The organism is Streptomyces blastmyceticus, assembly GCF_039521185.1.
Taxonomy (GTDB): domain Bacteria; phylum Actinomycetota; class Actinomycetes; order Streptomycetales; family Streptomycetaceae; genus Streptomyces; species Streptomyces blastmyceticus.
This window is the reverse complement of the sequence record NZ_BAAABW010000031.1, coordinates 107,407-129,565: the sequence shown is the minus strand read 5'-3', so window position 1 is coordinate 129,565 and position 22,159 is coordinate 107,407. Positions and strand designations below refer to the sequence as shown.

At 68.7% G+C, this 22,159-nt stretch carries 15 protein-coding genes; 12 read left to right on the top strand and 3 right to left on the bottom strand.

What is annotated here, in order from left to right; genetic code table 11:
* Positions 1-28 precede the first annotated feature (28 nt).
* From ABD269_RS30285 to ABD269_RS30255, 7 genes are all read left to right on the top strand, one after another.
* Positions 29-559 carry a DUF6879 family protein gene (locus ABD269_RS30285; protein ID WP_344123077.1) on the top strand — a complete coding sequence of 177 codons (531 nt, stop codon included), beginning with the start codon at positions 29-31 and terminating at the stop codon, positions 557-559.
* 516 nt (positions 560-1,075) lie between these two features.
* Positions 1,076-1,723 carry a lipoprotein gene (locus ABD269_RS30280; protein ID WP_344123075.1) on the top strand — a complete coding sequence of 216 codons (648 nt, stop codon included), beginning with the start codon at positions 1,076-1,078 and terminating at the stop codon, positions 1,721-1,723.
* Between the two features lie 669 nt (positions 1,724-2,392).
* Positions 2,393-5,833, top strand: coding sequence for a hypothetical protein (locus tag ABD269_RS30275; RefSeq protein WP_344123073.1), 3,441 nt, complete (start codon positions 2,393-2,395; stop codon positions 5,831-5,833).
* On the top strand, positions 5,830-6,189 hold the full coding sequence (locus ABD269_RS30270; protein WP_344123071.1) for a DUF6086 family protein: 360 nt from the start codon (positions 5,830-5,832) through the stop codon (positions 6,187-6,189). Before ABD269_RS30275 ends, ABD269_RS30270 begins: the two co-directional genes overlap by 4 nt.
* A 930-nt stretch (positions 6,190-7,119) precedes the next feature.
* On the top strand, positions 7,120-8,769 hold the full coding sequence (locus ABD269_RS30265) for a DUF6923 family protein (protein WP_344123069.1): 1,650 nt from the start codon (positions 7,120-7,122) through the stop codon (positions 8,767-8,769).
* 317 nt (positions 8,770-9,086) lie between these two features.
* The gene (locus ABD269_RS30260; RefSeq protein ID WP_344123067.1) at positions 9,087-9,467 is read left to right on the top strand and encodes a VOC family protein; all 381 of its coding nucleotides are present in this window, start codon (positions 9,087-9,089) and stop codon (positions 9,465-9,467) included.
* An 18-nt stretch (positions 9,468-9,485) separates the two neighbouring features.
* On the top strand, positions 9,486-9,674 hold the full coding sequence (locus ABD269_RS30255) for a VOC family protein (RefSeq protein WP_344123065.1): 189 nt from the start codon (positions 9,486-9,488) through the stop codon (positions 9,672-9,674).
* A 481-nt stretch (positions 9,675-10,155) separates the two neighbouring features.
* On the opposite strand, the gene ABD269_RS30245 is transcribed toward ABD269_RS30255, so the two are convergent.
* Positions 10,156-11,016: a helix-turn-helix transcriptional regulator gene (locus ABD269_RS30245; RefSeq protein WP_344123063.1), complete on the bottom strand. Its 861-nt coding sequence runs from the start codon at positions 11,014-11,016 to the stop codon at positions 10,156-10,158.
* Positions 11,017-11,187: 171 nt separating this feature from the next.
* Between ABD269_RS30245 and ABD269_RS30240 the strand changes: the two genes are divergently transcribed.
* On the top strand, positions 11,188-11,778 hold the full coding sequence (locus ABD269_RS30240; protein ID WP_344123061.1) for a peptidase inhibitor family I36 protein: 591 nt from the start codon (positions 11,188-11,190) through the stop codon (positions 11,776-11,778).
* Between the two features lie 63 nt (positions 11,779-11,841).
* Here ABD269_RS30240 and lon read toward each other — a convergent pair whose 3' ends face one another.
* Both lon and ABD269_RS30230 read right to left on the bottom strand, forming a co-directional pair.
* Positions 11,842-14,235 carry an endopeptidase La gene (gene lon / locus ABD269_RS30235; RefSeq protein WP_344123059.1) on the bottom strand — a complete coding sequence of 798 codons (2,394 nt, stop codon included), beginning with the start codon at positions 14,233-14,235 and terminating at the stop codon, positions 11,842-11,844.
* A gap of 206 nt (positions 14,236-14,441) precedes the next feature.
* Entirely contained in the window at positions 14,442-15,200 is a 759-nt protein-coding gene (locus ABD269_RS30230) for a rhomboid-like protein (RefSeq protein ID WP_344123057.1), read from the bottom strand.
* A 198-nt stretch (positions 15,201-15,398) separates the two neighbouring features.
* Here ABD269_RS30230 and ABD269_RS30225 point away from each other — a divergent pair, with 198 nt between their 5' ends.
* The 4 genes from ABD269_RS30225 to ABD269_RS30210 all read left to right on the top strand — a co-directional run bounded on the left by ABD269_RS30225 (position 15,399) and on the right by ABD269_RS30210 (position 22,148).
* A complete protein-coding gene (locus tag ABD269_RS30225) occupies positions 15,399-16,088 on the top strand; it encodes a spermidine synthase family protein (protein WP_344123055.1) in 690 nt (229 codons plus the stop codon).
* A gap of 91 nt (positions 16,089-16,179) precedes the next feature.
* Positions 16,180-16,917: a response regulator transcription factor gene (locus ABD269_RS30220; protein ID WP_116213862.1), complete on the top strand. Its 738-nt coding sequence runs from the start codon at positions 16,180-16,182 to the stop codon at positions 16,915-16,917.
* The gene (locus ABD269_RS30215; protein WP_301892359.1) at positions 16,914-18,116 is read left to right on the top strand and encodes a HAMP domain-containing sensor histidine kinase; all 1,203 of its coding nucleotides are present in this window, start codon (positions 16,914-16,916) and stop codon (positions 18,114-18,116) included. Before ABD269_RS30220 ends, ABD269_RS30215 begins: the two co-directional genes overlap by 4 nt.
* 240 nt (positions 18,117-18,356) lie before the next feature.
* Positions 18,357-22,148 carry a multifunctional oxoglutarate decarboxylase/oxoglutarate dehydrogenase thiamine pyrophosphate-binding subunit/dihydrolipoyllysine-residue succinyltransferase subunit gene (locus ABD269_RS30210; protein WP_344123052.1) on the top strand — a complete coding sequence of 1,264 codons (3,792 nt, stop codon included), beginning with the start codon at positions 18,357-18,359 and terminating at the stop codon, positions 22,146-22,148.
* Positions 22,149-22,159: the final 11 nt, after the last annotated feature.

Genomic DNA, 22,159 nt, shown 5'->3' with positions numbered 1-22,159 from the left:
CCGCTAGAGATACTGAGGAAGGCGAGCAATGCCGCAGAACGTGCCGGACTTCCCGACGCTGCTCAGGAGCGCGCACAGGACGGCAGTCCATCTGGAGATGCGTGACAGCTACGGCGTCGCCGGCGAGGCCGAGGAGTTCGAGCAGTGGAAGCGCACCGGCGAGGTGGATCTCGACCCGGAGTCCGAGGGCTGGTCCGGCTGGGTACCGCTGGTACGCGAGACCATCGCCCGGGGTGTGGTCATGCGCCGGGCGCGCATCGTCTCGGAGCCGGTGAGCGAGTACATCAGGTACGAACACGCCACAACCTCGGTGAACCTCGCCGCAGGTGAGCAGGTCCGGTGGCTGCCCCGACGGAAGGCGCTCGACGTAGCGCTCCCCGGAGCCGACTTCTGGCTGTTCGACGACCGTCTCGTTCGGTTCAACATCTTCACTGGTGACGGGGACTGGGCCGATCCCCGGTTCGAGATCACCGACAACCCAGCTGTGGTTCAACTCTGTTCCTCGGCATTCGAGTCAGTGTGGGAACGTGGCGTCCCGCACGAGAAGTACGCCGTCTGAACGCACCGCGGCGGCCGCGACCACGTTCGCGAGCAACTCCCGTCTCCGGGCCGAATCCTGGCCGTCCTCCCGAGTCATATCCGTAGTGCTTACGACCTCGCGCGTGGCTGGGCGTTGCCCGCAGCATGCGCGGAGGACAGGCAACCGTCGGCATCTCCCATCTGGTACCGGCTCGGTCTCAGACCCGCTCTTTCTCGCCACCGAACGCTCCCAGGCGGACCCAAGGACGGCCGCAGCGCGCGGACCGCCCGCCAGAGATCGGTGACCCAGGTGAGCAACAAGTGCGCAAGGTGGCAGTTTTTGACACATCGATGGCCAGATTACTGCTGTGCAGATCGCGGTCACATGTGTGCAACTCGCAAAAGTGACGCCGGGAGACTGGCCAGCAAATAGTCCGCTGCAATGCCACATTCGGCCTTTTCCTTGATCAATTACTGTAGGTAAATACTTGACCATCACCAGCCTGTGACGTTAATTTTGCGCAGCTTGTTCGATCATCGGCTCTAGGGGTGGGGCATGAGGGCTCGGGGTGCAGCGTGGGCTGCGGTATGCGTTGCATTCGCATTCGGTGCACTGAGCGGATGCACATCCTCATCAGAGGCCTCGAAGCCGACCGCACCCTCCAAGGCCGGAGCATCCGGCGACCTCTGGGGCGACAGGTCAGGAACCGCCGACGGGCAAGAGGCTCTCGGCGGGAAGGGATCTCCGTGTCAACTCCCAGTGACGTTCCGTCTTGCTCAGTCCTGGAAGCCGAACTCGGTGGACTCCAGTCCAGCGTCAGGCGGACCGGTGCGGCAAGGGCCGGTCCAGCTCGTGTGTGAGATCGACGCAAAGCCGGCCGGGAGCGTCGGGTTCATGCGCGTATGGAGCGACACCTCTTCCGCGATGGACGCCCGTAAGGCCCTGGAATCCTTCGTGGCTGCAGAGCCACGAGCCAAGGAACCCGAGTACAGGGAAACCAAAGCCGGCACTCTCCCCGCCACCGAAGTTACCTACCTCAACGACGCTCCAGGCCTGACCGAAGCCAAGCGAGAACGAGCCCTTGCCGTGAAAACACCACAAGGAGTGGTCGTTCTGTATCTCGGGGGCCTTGATACCGCCGAGCACGAGCGCATGCTGCCCGCTTACCAACTCGCCAAGAAGAGCATGGCTCCGGCGAACTGAGCAGTCATGCAGATCGCAAAAAAGCTCAAGTGGTCAACGTTTCGCAACATTCCCCCCACAGAGACTTCCGGAATCCCCGGCGAACAGCCCTGCACCCAAGCGGCGCGTATCGCCGAAACACTGGAACAGGCCGCCACCTGACTCTAATTAGACCTTCAGGTGGGTCTGAAATCACTCCGCAAACGTCTTGGAGGGACACTCATGCGTGAACTACGGAAGAGACGAAAGAAACGCTCAGCCAGCATGGTGAGACCGAGGAGAGCCCTGTCTTCTTCCTTACAGTGGCTGACGCTCGCAACAGTAGCGTCACTGACGCTGACAGTCACTGCCCAAGCCGCCCCTGCTGCCCTGGTAAGCGCCCAAAGCCCCCGTCATGACGGAAACAATGACGATGCGTGGTTTGGAAGATCGCTCCTGGGAACCCAAGCGCGAGAGGACCGGTGCCTGCTCGGGATCGTTTCGAACGCCAGAGGCCCCGAAGCCAAGCTGGCGGCCCAAAAGGTTTGGGACGGTCCCGACGATGACCTGCACGATGCGGTGCATAAGAGTCATTTTGGCCTTGGCCCAGTAGGCGAGGCAGCTCAGCGGGATAGCGACTCTCAGGCTGCTCTGACGCGCAGTTGGCGCGACAGGCGTGACGCGTGGGAGCGGAGCATCCATCCCTTCGCAATGGATTATTGGGGAGAGGAGGATCTCTTCCACCCGCCGGAGTTTGGCGAGGCGATAGCCCGCTACCTCAACGACCCCATAGGCATTCAAGTTCCTGCGTACAATCCGACGCCGCAGCCGACTCGGGAGGCAAAGAAACTCGTCGGGGATATCATCAAGTCGTTCGATAGCGACGGGCAGCAGAAGGCGCAGTGGTTCGCTCCTGAGAGCGCAGACGACCACCGCCGGTTCATCGAATATGGCGGGTACCTCAAATCGCCGCCCGCGGAAGGGTCGGTGGAATTTCGCACCGAGGTTGAATCTCTCAAAGCCCGCTGGGCACAGTGTGACCACAAAAACCCGCTGGACCCGGACAAGACAACCTTCGATTCGGTGATCGAAAGAGCCCTGGGAGAATGGAAAGCCGAACTCTCAGCGCAGGCCCCATATCGGGCCAGTATCGTATCAGCAGAAGCCGAAGCAACCAAGAGCCTGCAAACCGCTACTGACGAGATGGTCACGCTAGTCGGCGACGCGTGGATGATGGACGCGCTTCTCACTTGGAAGAAATTCTGGCTAGAGAGAAAGAAGAGCGATCCCAGCACAGGGCCTAAGGATAAAAATCTTTGGGCCTCGGTCGATGCGCGGATGTCGGCCATGCAGGTCGCCGCTTCCATCCGTGTTGCGAACGCTGAGAAAGCCGCCGGAGCGGCAAAAGCAGCGGTCGGCAGGGTGAACGACGCGCAGGCGGAGGCCGGAAAGATAGCCGACGCCGCTGGTGCCCCGCAGGGGCGCGGCCTCGCCTACGCCCAGCAGTCTGCTCAGGTCGCCAAAGCGACCGCGGCTGCGACGGAAGCAGCTGCAAAAGCAGCCAAGACCGCCTCGAATGCCTTGAGCGCAACGGGCGGCGACACCAGGACGCTCGCCGCACTGGCCGAGACCCAGACTCACGCACTCCAAGCCGAGTATCACCGCGCGGCCGCCGTTGAAGCAGCCGCTCAAGCCAAGGCCGCCGCCAAGGGTGCTGCCAAGCAAGCCGAGGACGCGCACTCCCAGGCTGGTAGGGCCACGGCGGCCAAGGCCAGGGCAGAGGCTGCAGAGGAGACGGCGCGCAAGGCAGCCGATGACGCGCGGGAGAAGCGGGTCACCGCAGAGCAGGAACAGAAGAACGCTGCCAAGTACCGCTCGGAGGCGGACGCCCAGCGGGCGAAGGCCGCTGAGGCCGACAAGCGGGCACAGGAACAGAAGGAGCGTGCAGCGTCCGCACTCAACGGTGCCCAAGCCGCGGGAAAGACCGCGTCCGAGAAGTCCGACGCCGCCGAGGAGGCCGAGAACAGGGCTGCTCTGGCGCGTGACGCGGCGGTCGCGGCAGAACGGAGGAAGGACAGTACCGCGTCGCGGGCCAAGGCCTTGGAAGCCATCGCTGCAGCCGCTGACGGAACAGCAGATGCGAAGGATGCCAGAAGCGCTGCCGACGACGCCAAGTCCGAGGCTGCACAGGCCGCCGATGCATCCGCCAAGGCGCGTTCGGCGGCTGATGATGCCTCCGCGGCCGCGATCGGGGCACGCGAAGCCGCGACCAAGGCCGGAGGTTCGGCGAAGCGGGCCCGTGCGGCGGCTGACGGGGCGGCAGCGGATGCCGCTGTGACCGGCGCAGCCGTACTCACCGCCCACGCTGCGGCCGCCGAAGCCATCGAAGCTTCCGAACACGCGGCGGGCAACGTCCGAGAAGCTGAGAAGCTGGCCAAGAAAGCAGCGGAAGCCGCCGGCACCGCCCGTAAGGAAGCCACCGCCTCACGCGCCGAGGCAGGCAAAGCCCAGGCATCCAGCGCCGAAGCGACTGGCCATGCCTATGCGACCGCGTCAGCCGCAGCGGCCGCCCGCGACTCCGCCGCCGAAGTGATCAAGCCGGCCAACATAGCCATCGGTCTCGGCAGTCCGTACCGGGAATTCGACAGTTCGGCAGGTCTGGCCGTTCTCATCGGACAGACCTCCAAAACCCTCTCCCAGCAGCAAGCCGCAGCAGCCAAGGCCAAGGCGGACGAGGCGGCACGCGCCGCCAAGGAAGCGAGAGAGCTCGCCGCCAAGGCCGACAAAGACGCCAAGGTCGCGGCCGAGGCAATAGCGAACGCGGCTGAGGACGCCGGGAAGGCAGCACAGTCCCTCACAGATGCCCGGACCTACGCCGCCCAGGCCGCCGACGCCGCAACAGCGGCACAGAAAGCCGACACCAACACCCAGAACTACGACGTGCAGGCCAGAACAGACGCTCTGACCGCTGACGCAGCCGCAGGTGGCGCAGAAGCCGATGCCGCCGCAGCACGCCGCAGCGCCACCGACGCCGAGAAGGACGCCGGCAGCGCCAGGAAGGCTGCGGACAGCGCGGACAAGGACGCCATCTCAGCAGGTGAGGTGGCCGGCCGTGCGGACCGCAATGCCACGGCAGCGGAGACAGCAGCCGCGAACGCTCGTAACGATGCGAAGGAGGCTGATGAAGCGGCCTCCCGTGCAGAGGCAGAGGAGCGTGCCCGGGAAGAAGCTGCACGTAAAGCCGCGATGGATGCCGGGAACCGCGGCACCACTGGGGACTCGGGTGCGCCACCGACTGCTGACGACGAGGCAATTCTGCTCAAGGCCTGTGGCCAAACTTGCGTAGACGACTTCCGCGCAGCCCGCGCCGCCATGGATGCCGACATCATCGACTGGATCAAGGCCAACGGAGCCAACGTCCTGCTTGAGGTAGTTGGCGTAAATGATGTCAGGCGCTGTCTTGCGAAGGGCGACTTCGAGAGCTGCATCTGGGCCGTGATCAGCGTCGCCGGCTGGGCAGCCGTCATCATGAAGATTGGCCCCGTGAGCAAGGCTGTTGTGATAATCGGCAGCCGTATCGGGCAGTTCTTCCAGAAGGCCTCTTGGGGCAAACGGACCGTGGAACGGCTCCGTAAGGTCATCGACGCTGCGAAGAAGGAGCCGCAGCCCAAGCCAGACCCCAAGCCTGACACATGCCTGAGGCTGACGAAGTCTCGGTCAGTAACTGCATCTGCTCAATCAGGTGGATGCGACGTGACCTTCACCGACAAGAAGCGACCGTTTCTGGGGTCGGACGGCAAGTACCACTTGAAGGAAGGGGACGGCGAGGTCAATATCGACGTACCCACCGACGTCAGTCGCACCATCACGGACATCGACCGTATCCAGGACGGCGTCCTGTGGGAGGAGAAGACTGCGACCTTCCCCCGCATCGATGATGTCGACAAGTGGGTCGACAAGCAGGTGGAGAAGAAGCTCCGCAGCTACATCGAAGCACGCCAATACATCAAGGGATACGAGGACGCTCCGATCGGGCTCGCCTTCACCGAGTCAGGCGTGAACCCAGCCCTTCGTGGCCCCGTGGAGCAACGGGTACGCGAACTCCGGGCCGAATTCCCGAACATCGAAATCCGTCTAAGGTGGCCGTCATGAGCTACATGTTCGAACTCGGAGATGAAACCATCTGGAGCCCCACAAATCGGGTAGGGCAGCTCTACATTGGGATGCTTCGAGCCACAGCAGATGTACTGGAGCAGCCCACGGGGCTCGACGCGGTGAGCGAGGACCTCTACGACATCGACTTGTCCGCGTTCAGCAGCCTCGTTCGACGGATGCTGAGTGTCCGGACCGAGAGCGTTCACCCTTACATGTGGCGTCTCCTGGACGGCGTTCTTCCCATCTGTGTCGCCATGGTGGAACGGGCTGGAGGCACCGTCATCGCTACGACCGAGGAGGAAGCTGCCTACCTGGCAGAGGTTCACGCGATGGACCTGCCGATGGCGGCCTGATGTCGTAGCTCACCGTCGGGCCACCTCCCTCTGGAAAGTGCCCTCATCTGGCTAGGCTCGCGCACCATGGCTCGGCCCCCTCCGGGGTCGATGCCGTCCACCGGCGTGAGGGGTCGGGACGTGGAGGGATGACGCGGGTCGTAAAGCGAAGCAGCCCCGCGTTACCCCGGAGCGTTCCGGCCCGGCCCATCACATCCAAACAGGACAGGGACCCGGCGCGGTTGGCGTTACTCGTCGCCTCGGCCGCCGAGCAGCTGGGGCGGGGCGGTGACCTGTCCCACGGGTTCTACCTGGGGCAGCCGATATTCCTGTCGCTGGCCCTGGTGACGTGCTCCCCGAATCGAGCGGAGTCTGAGCTGAGCTGCCCTCTCGGTTAGGGCGTGCCCGATGAGACGTGCGGTCGTGAGTGGTCGAACGGCTCGACTGAGAACCGATGCAGCCGGAGCGTGTGGTCAGCAGTACGGCCAGGACGACGGCGGTGGTAGCGGGGTACTGAGGTTCGAAGGGGCATCACATGCCGGCGGTGCTCGTGGCATCTGGAGTGTCTGTACCCCGAACATCGTCTCCTGGCAACAGGCGCAGTTCCGCCAGGACTTGGCCGTCCGCCTCCAAATCGGGCCGATCGGCAGTGAGCAGGCATGCGGCGGGCAGGGCTCCCACGCTTCCGCAGTGCAGCGCTGGACCGACCGGACCGTCAACAGCTTCCCTCGGCGCCGGGCCCGGGTTCCCGACCGTGCGTATGTGCCCCCTATGGCGTCACTCGCGGCGCACTTACATGATCCTGCCTCCCTGATCGCGTGGCGAATTCCCCCTCTTGTGACCCGAAGACGGCTGAGGAGACTTGGGTGGGTTCGCACCGTTCGCGTATCGCGCGGAATTCCACCATTGCACCCGGATGGCATTCCGCCGCGCCCAAAAAGGGGGACCGACATGGCTCGAAAGTACGTATATCTCGCAGTGGGCAGGCAGCAAACACGGCTCTACCGGTTCGACCCGGTCGACTGGGATATCGCCCTGGTCGACAAGGTCCCGGCGTACAAGGGCTATTACGCCGCGATGGGCGAGCGGGACGGCAAGCTGTACGCGATGAGCGGCCAGGATCTCGTGACCGTCAATCCCGAGGGGGGCGCGCCCAGCGCACAGCACGTAGCCGGGTTGAGGGTGACGGGGACCTGGTTCTGCGGAGATGTGAAGCCCGACGGATCGACGCTCATCGTCTGCGCCGGCCCGGCCGACCCCGCGTACGAGATCAACCTGGGCAGCAAAGCGGCGACCGCCCTCAATCCGGCTGGTGCGGGACGCTGGGACGACTGGTCGTACCACCCCAACGACGGCCGCCTGTACGCGGTGGAGGGCGACAACGGCGACCTGCTCCACATGGACTTCTCCCGGTCCCCGGCCAAGGTCGTACTGAAGAGGGCGGTCTTCCCGCCCGCGGAACAGAGCTCCAGCGGTGGCCGGAAGTCGTATTCCGCCGTGTTCTTCGATGAGAGCGGCAATTTCTACGCCATCGACTCCAAGGGCAACGCGAACGTCCTGGACCTCACGGCATCGACCAAGAGCAAGCCGGCCACCAAAGAGTCCATCGGCACATCGCGCAGGCTGAGCGATACACCGCTGCCTGTGGGTGACTTGGAGGTGTTGAATGCGGCGGGAATGGTCGACAAGATCCCGGTTGTCGCCCCACCGGTGATCACGGAACCGCGGGACAAGGCGCCGGGCACGCCGCGTCAGGTCATCCGGGGGACGGTGGCCGAAGGGGTGGACAAGGTCGAGCTGTTCGAGGAGGTCAGCGGATCCCGGATTCCGCTCGGCTCCGCGGTATTGCAAGGAAGCAGCTGGACGTACACCCCGACCAAAAACTGGTCCGTGGGCAACCACACCATCCTCGCGGTGGCCCATAAGGGAAAGAGGGATTCCCTTCCCGCGACCGTGCGCTTCTCGCTCGCCGCGCTCGCACCTCCGGTGATCACGGCGCCGCTGGACGGTGCGACGGTCGACCTGCGGCAGGTCATCCGGGGCACGGTGGCCGAAGGGGTCGACGCAGTCACTCTCTCCGAGGGAGGCAGCGAGCTCGACACCCCCCGGTTGAGCGGGACCGCATGGACGTACACCCCGATCGAGGACTGGGCCGAACGCGCGCACACCGTTCAGGCCGTCGCCCGCCGGGGATCCGAAGTTTCCGCGCCTGCGACGGTGCGCTTCACCGCCACCGACCCGAACCTGAAGGTCGACCAGAAATTCGGGAGCCACTGGAAGAAGGTATGGGACAAGGATCCGCAGATCTATTCCTTCACTCTGACCGTGCGAGCCAAGCGAACCAGGATCACCACATGGACGGTCATGTTCCAGGTGCCGCCGAACACCACGGTGGATCCGGACTGGGCGCGGACATTCGCCTTTGAGGTGGTCGAGCGCGGGGACAAGGGCACGGTGAAACTCCGGAACTCCGACTCGAAAAAGACCATCGACCCGGGCTCACCCCTGCCCCTCGGCATCCAGGTTCTCTTCCCCGGCGAGGACAAGACTCACGAATTCCTGGAGAACCTCTCCGGCCGCGAAGGCACTGGCGGCAAGTAACCGGGCCCGCCCGGTCGGCGCCCCGTGATCGCCCGCCGGAACCGGCGCCGCCGAACAGCGGGCCGGTTCCGGTGGCGGGCCGTAACTCGCCCCATGCCCAGGCCACTTCGGGGAGACATCGCGGGCCGCTGCGCAGCCGGGCGGCCAGGGCGTGGCCGAGGAGGTCGCCGCGCCGAAGCCGAGCATCACCTTCACCGCGCCGTCGGGCACCAGCCTTGCCCTGCTGCCCGGACAGGGTCGCCCCTGAAATTATCTCGCCCGTTCCCGTCTCGTCCGGTACGGTCACGGCAGTTCCCAGGCTGAGAGCAGGTTTCGTCATGGCATATCGTATCAGTGAACTCGTACTCGGTTGTCGCGACCCCGAGGTGCTGGCGCGGTTCTGGTGCGAGGTTCTGGACTTCGTCGTGCTCGACCGCGAGGGCGCCGAGATGGTGGAGATCGGGCCGCGCGAAGGGTTCGGTGGTCCGCAGCCGACGATCATCCTCAGTCGCAGGGATGAGCCGGAGCCGGGGAAAACCCGGCTGCACATCGATGTCAACGCCACCGACCGCGATCAGGACGCCGAGCTCGAACGCCTTCTGGGGCTCGGTGCGCGCCCGGCCGACATCGGCCAGACGGGGGAAGAGCAGTGGCATGTCCTGGCCGACCCCGAAGGCAATGAGTTCTGCCTGCTCAAGGCCCGCCTCAACCCGCTCTGATGCGACTGGTCCCGGAGCGTGTCCGATTCGTTCAAGAAGCCGCGCACCGGCCCCGCCTACGTTTCCGGCATGGGTATTCGCATCGAAGTTTTCGAGCTGGTCGTCGCCGACATGGCGCGCTCACTGGCCTTCTACCGTGACCTCGGCCTCGGCATTCTCCTGGACCCCGACGGGAATCCGGTCGATCTGTTCAGCGCGCCGGTCTGAACTCGCTCAACGGCACGCCTGCCAGCGCCTTCACCTCCCTGCTGAGGTGGGCCTGGTCGGCGTAGCCCACCGCGAACGCGATCTCGGAGAAAGGCTTGCCACGGCGGGCCAGTTCGACGGCCGGTTCATCCGCAGCACGCGCGAGAGCGTCCTCAGCACGATCGGGTCGGGCTCGCCTGCCCTGCCCCTGGCCAGTCCGCTGAGGAACAGGCCGGGTGCCGCGGTCTCCTCGACGGATCGCCCGGCCGGGCTGGGGGTGGCGGGAGGGGGCGGGACGCGCAGGGGGAGTGCGGGACGTAAAGCGAAGCAGTCCCTCCCCCAGCTACCGCTGGGAGGTGCCCCCACCCCCGGAGCGGCACGGCCCCGCACCCGACAACGAAGGCCAGCCAAAACCAGCCCGGCCGGCGCTTGAGGACGCCCGCCGCAGGCGTCGACAAGCCGCACCCGGCAACGAACCCGCACCCAGCAGAAGGCACACCCCTCAGCGCGCCAGCAAAATGCTCGTGACCTGCTCCGGAAGAAAGTCCAGCGGATCATCCGGCGTCCCCGACGCGCGGCCGTCGTGAAAACGACCCGGCGTGCAGCCGATCATCGTGCCGAACGTATGCGAGAAGTGGGCCTGGTCATGGAAGCCCGCCCCCGTCGCCGCCCGCGTCCAGGACATGCCCGACCGCTTCAACCGCAGAGCCGCCTGGAGGCGCAGCACCTGTGCGGCGCCCTTGGGCGTGGGGCCGAGCTGTTCGCGGAAGCGGCGTTCGAGGTGGCGGCGGCTCCAGCCCGTACCGGCGGCGAGGTCGTCGATGCGGATCCGGCCGTCCGTGCGCCGTAACTCGCGCCAGGCCCAGGCCACTTCGGGGAGGCATTGCGGGCCGGTGCGCAGCCGGGTGGCCAGGGCGTGGTCGAGCAGGGCGAAGCGGGTGGGCCAGTCGGGGCATTCGGCGAGCCGTTCGGTGAGGTGTCCGAGGCCGTGACCGAGGAGGTCGCCGGGGTCGAGCGTGAGGTGGGCCCACTCGGCCATGGGGACGGCGAAGAGGCGGTAGGCCGCCGGAGGGGACAGCAGGACCGTGACGCCGTGCAGCAGTCCGCGGTGCACACCGATGGTCGCGGTGGTGCGCAGGCCGTTGACGAGGGAGGTGGCCGTGGTCACGGCGCGCGGTTCGACCGCGTCGACCATGTCGAGCGGGGCGCCGAAGCCGAGCATCACCTTCACCACGCCGTCGGGCACCACGAGCCGGCGGCGCGGGCCGCGGACCCCGAAGTGGAAGCCGCGGTAGCCCAGGACGGATCCGCGCAGCTCGGCGGCGGCCGGTGCGCTGCGGACCAGTTGCTGTATCGCGGCCACGGCTCCCCCACCCGGCGCGTGCCTATGACATCCGCTTCACCGTACGTCCGTACGGGCCGGAACCGAGGCGGGAAATCGGTCGCTTTCCTACAATCCACGCCGCCGCCCGGCCGCCAGACTCGGGCTCGCGGGCATGGACATGCCCGCGACTTACGAGGGGGAGGAAACACCGTGACCACCCACCACATCAGAACGAAAAGCCTGCTCGCCGTACCCGCGTGCATGGCGCTCGCGCTCACCGCGGGGCTCGGGGCGGCGCACGCCACCGCGGCCGAGGGCGGCCGCTACGCGGCGCAGGCGGAGCACGCCGGGCTGACCGGCGCGCAGTCCGTCGCGCTCCAGAAGGACGTGGACCGCTACGTCGCCCAGACGGGCGGCAAGCAGGTCTCGGCCAACAGGGTCGATGTGCGGGGCGGCTTCGTGCTCGTCGCCGTACCGGGCGAGAAATACGCCCGCGACCTGCGCACCACCACGCATCCGACGAGCGCGGCCGACTGCAATTACCTCAACTTCTGCGGCTGGCCGAAGGCGAACTACGAGGGCACGGTGTGGCAGCACTCCAGCTGCAACATCTACTGGGAGATCCCGAACGGCTGGAACAGCGGCGGCTCGTGGTGGAACAACCAGTCCGAGGGCACCGTGGCCAGGATGTACAACAAGAGCAAACACCTCGTCTACTCGACGCCACCGGCCCAGGTGGGCAACGGCTCGTACGACGCGCACGGCAACTGGCACCCGGTCTGGTACGTGAAGGTCTGCTGACCCCGGCATGAGGAGAGGCTCCCGCACGGGGGCAGGAGCCTCTCCTCGTGTTGCCGGTGGGCGCTACGCCGCCATCGCCACCTGTGACGACGCCGGCTGGAGGGCCAGTTCCAGGACCTGGCGGACGTCGGCCACCGGGTGGACTTCGAGCTTGGAGAGGATCTCCTGCGGGACGTCGTCCAGGTCGGGTTCGTTGCGCTTGGGGATGACGACCGTGGTGACCCCGGCGCGGTGGGCCGCCAGCAGTTTCTGCTTCACGCCGCCTACGGGGAGCACGCGGCCGGTCAGTGAGACCTCGCCGGTCATCGCCACGTCGGGGCGGACCTGGCGGCCGGACAGCAGGGAGGCCAGCGCGGTCGTCATCGTCACGCCCGCGCTCGGGCCGTCCTTGGGGACCGCGCCCGCGGGGACGTGGAGGTGGACGCCGCGCTCCTTGAAGTCGCCGACCGGGAGCTCCAGTTCGGCGCCGTGGGAGCGGAGGAAGGAGAGCGCGATCTGCGCGGACTCCTTCATCACGTCGCCCAGTTGGCCGGTCAGGGTCAGGCCCGCGCCGCCGGTCTCCGGGTCGGCCAGCGACGCCTCGACGAAGAGCACGTCGCCGCCCGCCCCGGTCACCGCGAGGCCGGTCGCCACGCCGGGCACGGCCGTGCGCCGCTCGGCCGGGTCCTGCGCGGACTCCGGCGTGTGGTGCGGGCGGCCGATCAGGGCGCGCAGGTCGTCCGCGCCGAGGGTCACCGGCAGCTCGCGCTCGCCGAGTTCGTGCTGGGCGGCCACCTTGCGCAGCAGCCGGGCGAGGGCGCGCTCCAGGGTGCGTACGCCCGCCTCGCGGGTGTACTCGCCGGCCAGCGTGCGCAGCGCCCCGTCCTCCAGGGTCACCTCGTCGGCCGCCAGGCCCGCGCGCTCCAGCTGCCGGGGCAGCAGGTGGTCGCGGGCGATGACGACCTTCTCGTCCTCGGTGTAGCCGTCGAGGCGGACGAGCTCCATGCGGTCCAGGAGGGCCTCCGGGATGGAGTCAAGGACATTGGCCGTGGCGAGGAAGACGACGTCCGAGAGGTCGAGTTCGACCTCCAGGTAGTGATCGCGGAAGGTGTGGTTCTGCGCCGGGTCCAGGACCTCCAGGAGGGCCGCCGCCGGGTCGCCGCGGAAGTCCGAGCCGACCTTGTCGATCTCGTCCAGGAGGACGACCGGGTTCATCGAGCCCGCTTCCTTGACCGCCCGCACGATCCGGCCGGGCAGCGCGCCTACGTACGTGCGCCGGTGGCCGCGGATCTCCGCCTCGTCGCGCACGCCGCCCAGGGCGACGCGGACGAACTTGCGGCCCATCGCGCGGGCGACGCTCTCCCCCAGCGAGGTCTTCCCGACGCCGGGCGGACCGACGAGCGCGAGCACCGCGCCCCCGCGCCGCCCGCCGATCACGCCCAGCCCCCGGTCGGCGCGCCGCTTGCGCACCGCCAGGTATTCGGTGATCCGCTCCTTCACGTCCTCCAGGCCCGCGTGGTCCGCGTCGAGGACGGCCTTGGCGCCGGGGATGTCGTACGCGTCCTCGGTGCGCTCGTTCCAGGGGAGCTCCAGGACCGTGTCGAGCCAGGTGCGGATCCAGCCGCCCTCGGGGCTCTGGTCGGAGGCCCGCTCCAGCTTCTCGACCTCCTTGAGCGCGGCCTCGCGGACCTTTTCCGGCAGGTCGGCGGCCTCGACGCGGGCGCGGTAGTCGTCCGGCTCGCTCTCGGGGTCGCCATTGAGCTCGGCGAGCTCCTTGCGGACGGCCTCCAGCTGGCGGCGGAGCAGGAACTCGCGCTGCTGCTTGTCGACGCCCTCCTGCACGTCCTTGGCGATCGACTCGGCGACGTCCTGCTCGGCGAGGTGCTCACCGAGCCAGCCCACGGCGAGCTTCAGCCGGGCCACCGGGTCGGCGGTCTCCAGCAGCTCGACGCGCTGGGCGACGGTGAGGAACGGGGAGTAGCCGGAGTTGTCGGCGAGCTGGGCCACGTCGTCGATCTGCTGGACGCGGTCCACGACCTGCCAGGCGCCGCGCTTGCGCAGCCAGCTGGTGGCGAGCGCCTTGTACTCCTTCATCAGCTCGGTGACCGCGCCGGGCAGGGGGTCGGGGGTGATCTCCTCGATCCGGGTGCCCTCGACCCACAGCGCGGCGCCGGGCCCCGTCGTACCGGCCCCGATCCGGACGCGCCCCAGCCCTCGGATGAGCGCGCCGGGGTCGCCGTCGGAGAGCCGGCCGACCTGCTCCACGCGGCCGAGCGTGCCGGTGCCCGCGTACGAACCCTCGACGCGCGGCACGAGCAGCACCTGCGGCTTGCCGTCTCCGGCGGCGGCCTGCGCGGCTTCCACGGCGGCGCGCACTTCGCCGTCGGAGAGGTCGAGGGGGACGACCATGCCGGGCAGCACGACCTCGTCTTCCAGGGGCAGGACGGGCAGGGTGAGCGGTGTGGACGTGAAAGCCATGATCTCCCCTTCGGCAGGCAAGTTGAGCTATGTCGACTCAATGCGTGGCGCTCCGCGGGTGTTCCCGGGTACGTGTTCGCTCTGAGCGATCGGCTGGGCGCCGGGCCGTTGCCGCTTGCGGCGGGAGCACGCTTCGCGCGCTGTCCTCAAACTCCCCCAGCTACCGCTGGGAGGTGCCCCCACGGGCTGGAATTGCGCACCCCGGGTCAGGCCTCGGGCGGGCGGCGGGTGTCGCGGATGAAAGGGCCACAGGCCATCCCGGTGAGCAGCGCTATGGGATGGCCCCAGCTCGCCAGGGGGTCCGCGAAGTCGATCAAGTCCTGCGCGCACATGAGCGCCGCGAAGCCGAGCAGCGTCCAGCCCGCCGGCCGGCGCAGCAGGCCGGACAGCGCGCCGATGCAGGCCATCACGCCGAAGCTGATGCCGTAGTCCAGCCGGTGCAGTGACGCCTCCGGGAGGCGGCCGGCCGCCACCGCGCCGGCCACGGGGAGCTCGGTGGCGAGGGTGGCCAGGACGTGGCCGAGGAGGAAGACGCCGGCCGCGCGGGCGGGGCCGATGCGGCGTTCGAGGGCGCTGAGGACGAGGGCGAAGAAGAGCCCGTACAGGGAGTAGAGGCCGCCCGCCACCCACAGGGCGCTGGCGACGAGGACGACGAGGGGCTGATCCGCGAGGTGGGCGGCGTCGGTGCTGGAGTCGCGCAGGAGCTGGTTGACGGTGGCCTCGTCGCCGAGGTCGGCGTAGAGCGCGGTGCCGAGCAGCACGAGTCCGTAGACGAAGGTGAACGGCGTGCCGGTCGGTGTCGGCAGCACGCGCCGCGCCCACGCGAGCGGGGAGATCCGCCGCCGCGTCCGGGGCGGCGGGGCGGGCACGCCCTCGACCGGCTCGCGCTGGGCCGGCAGAGGGCCGGGCATGCCGCCCGGAGCGGCGTCCTCGGTCGTCCGCTCCCCGGGGTCAACCACAGTCACTCGGCCAGGCCCCTTTCCGGCGGCTGCGCGACGGATCGCGGGCGGTCGTGCCCTATGCCTCACGCTCCGCCCTCACTGTGAACATTAAGGTCCCAGTGGCCCGGCAAATCAACCTCTGCCCGTGACTCCCGTCACGGGCCTCAACCGAAGATCCGTCCGCTGCGTCCGCCGGGCTCCCCGACCTACGGAGGCCTCGCCATGACCGACCAGGATGTCCGTTACGAGTCGCCCGTCACCGTGGACCGCCGCGAGGGCCCCCACGGCGAGGTCGTACTGCGCCGGAGGGGTGGGATCTACGAGATCATCGCGAACGGCTGCTTCCTGATGGACACCTCGGACGGGCGCTCGGAGCGCCTCCTGGTCGACGCGGCGCTGGCCGCCCTGCCCGCCGGGCGGCGGGATCCGGCGGTGCTGATCGGCGGCCTGGGCGTCGGCTTCTCGCTGGCGCGGGCGGCCGGGGAGCCGCGCTGGGGGCGGATCGCCGTGGTGGAGCGCGAGGCGGCGGTGATCGGCTGGCACCGGGGCGGACCGCTGGCCGCGTTCTCGGGCCCGGCGCTCGCGGACCCGCGTACGGAGATCGTGCACGCGGACCTGGTCGCGTACGTACAGACGGCGCCGGTCACGTACGACGCGCTGTGTCTGGACATCGACAACGGCCCCGGCTGGACCGTCACCGAGGACAACGGCGGCCTCTACTCCCCCGCCGGGCTGCGGGCCTGCCACGACCGGCTGGCGCCCGGCGGCGTGCTGGCCGTGTGGTCGGCGCGGCCGTCGGAGGCGTTCGAAGAGGCGCTCCGGAATGCCGGGTTCGAAGGGGTAAGAACCGAAGAGATCGCCGTTGCCCGGGGCGTCCCGGACGTAGTCCACCTCGCGCTCCGTGCCGCGTAGCCGTCCCCTGCCACCTGCCCGTACTCTGCTTGCCACAGCCGCAGGACTGTGTGGAGATGCAGGCCAACGGAAGACGCTAGGGGCGGGGCGCATGGAGCAGACACACATCGGCCCGAACGGTGCCGCAGCCTCCGCCGGGGCACAGCGCCGGGTGCTCGTCGTCGAGGACGACCGGACCATCGTCGACGCCATCGCGGCCCGGCTGCGGGCCGAGGGTTTCCAGGTGCGGACCGCGGGCGACGGCCCGGCCGCCGTGGACGCGGCCGAGGCCTGGCAGCCTGACCTGCTGGTCCTGGACGTGATGCTGCCGGGCTTCGACGGCCTGGAGGTCTGCCGCCGGGTGCAGGCGCAGCGGCCGGTGCCCGTGCTGATGCTCACCGCGCGCGACGACGAGACCGACATGCTGGTCGGCCTGGGCGTGGGCGCGGACGACTACATGACCAAGCCGTTCTCGATGCGGGAGCTGGCGGCGCGGGTGCACGTGCTGCTGCGCCGGGTGGAGCGGGCGGCGCTCGCCGCGCACACGCCGCGCACCGGCATCCTGCGCCTGGGCGAGCTGGAGATCGACCACGCGCAGCGGCGGGTGCGGGTGCGCGGCACGGACGTGCACCTGACGCCGACCGAGTTCGACCTGCTGGTCTGTCTGGCGAACACCCCGCGCGCCGTCCTCTCCCGCGAGCAGCTGCTCGCGGAGGTGTGGGACTGGGCGGACGCCTCCGGGACCCGGACCGTGGACAGCCACATCAAGGCGCTCCGCCGGAAGATCGGCGCCGAGCGGATCCGTACGGTCCACGGGGTCGGCTACGCGCTGGAGACCCCGGCGGCATGAGCGGCGGGACCGGCTGCGGGCCGGGCGGCACCGGCGGGGCGGGGGCCGCCGCCCGCGCCGCCGGGATCCGCGGCGCGGACGGCGGCGGTGCCACCGGCGCGCAGGACCGCCCCGTGGCCCCGGCGGGGCTGGGCGGCCGGGTCTGGGAGGCCCTGCGGCCGCTGGACCCCTACCGCTCGGTGAAGGCGGCGCTGGGCGCGCTGGTCATCGGGTCGGTGGTGATAACGACCTTCCTGGTCTTCGTGGCGCTGCACTCGGCGACCGAGCTCCGGGTGATCACCGTCTTCTCGATCATCGCCTCGCTGCTGATAACGCAGTTCGTGGCGCACGGGCTGACCGCGCCGCTGGACGAGATGACCGAGGTCACCCGGGCGATGGCGCAGGGGGACTACACACGGCGGGTGGGGGCCGGGCGGCGGGACGAGTTCGGGGACCTGGCCACGGCCTTCAACCGGATGGCGGCCGACCTGGAGGCGGTGGACACCCACCGCAAGGAGCTGGTCGCCAATGTCTCGCACGAGCTGCGCACCCCCATCGCGGGCCTGCGGGCGGTGCTGGAGAACGTGGTGGACGGGGTCTCGGCCGCCGATCCGGAGACCATGCGCACGGCGCTGCGCCAGACCGAGCGGCTGGGCCGCCTGGTGGAGCAGCTGCTGGATCTCTCCCGGCTGGACAACGGGGTCGTGCCGCTGCACGCGCGGCGCTTCGAGGTGTGGCCGTATCTGGCGGGCGTGCTGAAGGAGGCGGGGATGGCCAGCGGCTCGGGCTCCTCCCCGCACGCGCGCAAGGACGTCCATCTGCACCTGGACGTGTCGCCGCCGGAGCTCACGGCTCACGCCGACGCGGAGCGGCTGCACCAGGTGGTGGCGAATCTGGTGGACAACGCGGTCAAGCACAGCCCCCCGCACGGCCGGGTCACGGTGCGGGCGCGCCGGGGCGAGGGCGCCCAGTCGCTGGACCTGGAGGTGCTGGACGAGGGGCCGGGCATCCCGGAGGCGGAGCGGCACCGCGTCTTCGAGCGTTTCAACCGCGGTGGCTCGGGTCAGCAGGGGCCGGGCAGCGACGGCGGTACGGGCCTGGGTCTGGCGATCGCGCGCTGGGCGGTGGATCTGCACGGGGGAAGCATCGGCGTGGCCGAATCACCTCAGGGGTGCCGCATTCAGGTCACCCTTCCGGGCGGGCCTCGCGATCAAGGTTGACGTAGGGTCGGTGACGGAAGCACACATTCGAGGGAGTGTGGGGCACGCTCAAGCGAACCCTGAATCTCTCCGGAGCTGCGGAACCCCGTGTGTTTCCCGCCAAGTCATGCCTCGAAACCCCTCCGGGAATGTGACTTGCGCGACGACTGGCCCGGGTGGCCTGCATCATCGGTACAGACAGGCGTAGCCTTTATTTCCGCTGTCCATCACCTTGTGAAGCGGAAGAGGGCGGTTGCCGCCGTGTCGCCACAGTCCCCCAACACCTCGAGCGTCTCGACCGACCAGGACGGGCAGGGCAAGAGCCCTGCCGACGTCTTCGGTCCCAATGAGTGGCTCGTCGACGAGATCTACCAGCAGTACCTCCAGGACCCGAACTCGGTCGACCGAGCCTGGTGGGACTTCTTCGCCGACTACAAGCCGGGCCAGACGGCGGCTGCACCGCCGCCAGGTCTGACCGGGAATGCCCCGGCCGCTGCCGCTCCGGCAGCGCCGCCCGCGGCGCCGAAGGCCGCCGCGCCCGCAGCGCCGCAGCCCGCAGTCGCGCCTCCGGCCGCCCCGGTGGCCCAGCCCGCCGTGGCGAAGCCCGTGGCCGCGCCCGCGGCGAAGGCTCCGGCTGCCAAGCCGGCCGCCGCCGCCAAGGCCGCCGAGCCGGCCGAGCCCGCCAAGGGCCCGGAGTACGTGCCGCTGCGCGGCCCCGCCGCCGCTGTGGTCAAGAACATGAACGCCTCGCTGGAGCTGCCGACGGCCACGTCCGTCCGCGCGGTCCCGGTGAAGCTGCTGTTCGACAACCGCATCGTCATCAACAACCACCTGAAGCGCGCCCGCGGCGGCAAGGTCTCCTTCACGCACCTCATCGGCTTCGCCATGGTGCAGGCGCTGAAGCTGATGCCGTCGATGAACTACTCCTACACGGAGAAGGACGGCAAGCCGAACCTCGTCAAGCCCGAGCACGTCAACCTCGGTCTGGCGATCGACCTGGTGAAGCCGAACGGCGACCGCCAGCTCGTGGTCGCGGCCATCAAGAAGGCCGAGACGCTCAACTTCTTCGAGTTCTGGCAGGCGTACGAGGACATCGTCCGCCGCGCCCGCGTCGGCAAGCTGACGATGGACGACTTCACCGGGGTCACCGCCTCGCTGACGAACCCCGGCGGCATCGGCACCGTGCACTCCGTGCCGCGCCTGATGCCCGGCCAGGGCGTCATCATCGGCGTCGGCGCCATGGACTACCCGGCCGAGTTCCAGGGCACCTCGCAGGACGCCCTGAACAAGCTGGGCATCTCCAAGGTCATGACCCTGACCTCGACGTACGACCACCGGGTGATCCAGGGCGCCGCCTCCGGCGAGTTCCTGCGGATCATGAACCAGCTGCTGCTGGGCGAGAACGGCTTCTTCGACGACATCTTCGAGGCGCTGCGCATCCCCTACGAGCCGATCCGCTGGCTCAAGGACATCGACGCCTCGCACGACGACGACGTCACCAAGGCCGCCCGGGTCTTCGAGCTGATCCACTCCTACCGGGTCCGCGGCCACGTCATGGCCGACACCGACCCGCTGGAGTACCGCCAGCGCAAGCACCCCGACCTCGACATCACCGAGCACGGCCTCACCCTGTGGGACCTGGAGCGGGCGTTCGCGGTCGGTGGCTTCGCGGGCAAGTCCCTGATGAAGCTGCGCGACATCCTGGGCGTGCTGCGCGACTCGTACTGCCGCACCACCGGCATCGAGTTCATGCACATCCAGGACCCCAAGCAGCGCAAGTGGATCCAGGACCGGGTCGAGCGCGGGCACTCCAAGCCGGAGCGCGAGGAGCAGCTGCGCATCCTGCGCCGGCTGAACGCCGCCGAGGCGTTCGAGACCTTCCTGCAGACGAAGTACGTCGGCCAGAAGCGGTTCTCCCTGGAGGGCGGCGAGTCCGTCATCCCGCTGCTGGACGCGGTGCTGGACGCGGCCGCCGAGTCGCGCCTGGACGAGGTCGTCATCGGCATGGCCCACCGTGGCCGCCTGAACGTGCTCGCGAACATCGTCGGCAAGTCGTACGCGCAGATCTTCCGCGAGTTCGAGGGCAACCTCGACCCGAAGTCGATGCACGGCTCCGGCGACGTGAAGTACCACCTGGGCGCGGAGGGCACCTTCACGGGCCTGGACGGCGAGCAGATCAAGGTCTCGCTGGCCGCCAACCCCTCGCACCTGGAGACCGTCGACCCGGTCGTCGAGGGCATCGCGCGGGCCAAGCAGGACATCATCGGCAAGGCGGGCACGGACTTCACCGTCCTCCCCGTCCAGCTGCACGGCGACGCGGCCTTCGCGGGCCAGGGCGTCGTCGCGGAGACGCTGAACATGTCGCAGCTGCGCGGCTACCGCACCGGCGGCACCGTGCACATCGTCATCAACAACCAGGTCGGCTTCACCGCGCCGCCGGAGTCCTCGCGCTCGTCGATGTACTGCACCGACGTCGCCCGGATGATCGAGGCGCCGATCTTCCATGTGAACGGTGACGACCCGGAGGCCGTGGTCCGCGTCGCGCGGCTCGCCTTCGAGTTCCGCCAGGCGTTCAACAAGGACGTCGTCATCGACCTGATCTGCTACCGCCGCCGGGGCCACAACGAGTCGGACAACCCCTCGTTCACCCAGCCGCTGATGTACGACCTGATCGACAAGAAGCGCTCGGTGCGCAAGCTCTACACCGAGTCCCTCATCGGTCGCGGCGACATCACCCTCGAAGAGGCCGAGCAGGCCCTGCAGGACTACCAGGGCCAGCTGGAGAAGGTCTTCGTCGAGGTCCGGGACGCCGACGCGGCCCCGGCCGAGGCTCCGGCCCCGGCCCCGCTGGACGGCTTCCCGGTCGCGGTGAACACCGCGATCTCCCAGGAGGTCGTCAAGCGGATCGCCGAGTCCCAGGTCACCACGCCGGAGAACGTCACCGTGCACCCGCGCCTGGTGCCGCAGCTCCAGCGCCGCGCCGCCAGCATCGAGGACGGCACGATCGACTGGGGCATGGGCGAGACCCTCGCCTTCGGCTCGCTGCTGATGGAGGGCACCCCGGTCCGGCTCGCCGGCCAGGACTCCCGCCGCGGCACCTTCGGCCAGCGCCACGCGGTGCTGGTGGACCGGGAGACCGGCGAGGACTACACCCCGCTGCTCTACCTCTCCGAGGACCAGGCCCGCTTCAACATCTACGACTCGCTGCTCAGCGAGTACGCGGCGATGGGCTTCGAGTACGGCTACTCGCTGGCCCGCCCGGACGCGCTGGTGCTGTGGGAGGCCCAGTTCGGTGACTTCGTCAACGGTGCGCAGAGCATCACCGACGAGTTCATCTCCTCCTCGGAGCAGAAGTGGGGCCAGACCTCCGGCGTCACGCTGCTGCTGCCGCACGGCTACGAGGGCCAGGGCCCGGACCACTCCTCGGCCCGGATCGAGCGCTTCCTCCAGCTCTGCGCGCAGAACAACATGACGGTCGCCATGCCGACGCTGCCGTCGAACTACTTCCACCTGCTGCGCTGGCAGGTCCACAACCCGCACCACAAGCCGCTGATCGTCTTCACCCCGAAGTCGATGCTGCGTCTGAAGGCCGCGGCGTCGAAGGTGGAGGAGTTCACCAGCGGTGCGTTCCGTCCGCTGATCGGTGACGACACGGTGCGCACCGAGGACGTCCGCAAGGTCGTTTTCTGCGCCGGCAAGGTCTACTACGACCTGGTCGCCGAGCGGACCAAGCGGGGTGCGAACGACACGGCGATCGTCCGTATCGAGCGGCTCTACCCGCTGCCCGGCGAGGAGCTCCAGGCCGAGTTCGCCAAGTACTCGGCGGCGGAGAAGTTCGTGTGGGCCCAGGAGGAGCCGGCGAACCAGGGTGCGTGGCCGTTCATCGCGCTGAACCTGATCGACCACCTGGACCTGGCCGTCGGTGCCGACATCCCGGCCCGTGAGCGACTGCGCCGGATCTCCCGGCCGCACTCCTCCTCCCCGGCGGTCGGCTCGGCCAAGCGCCACCAGGCGGAGCAGCAGGCACTGGTCGCCGAGGTCTTCGACATCTGATCCCGGCGCGC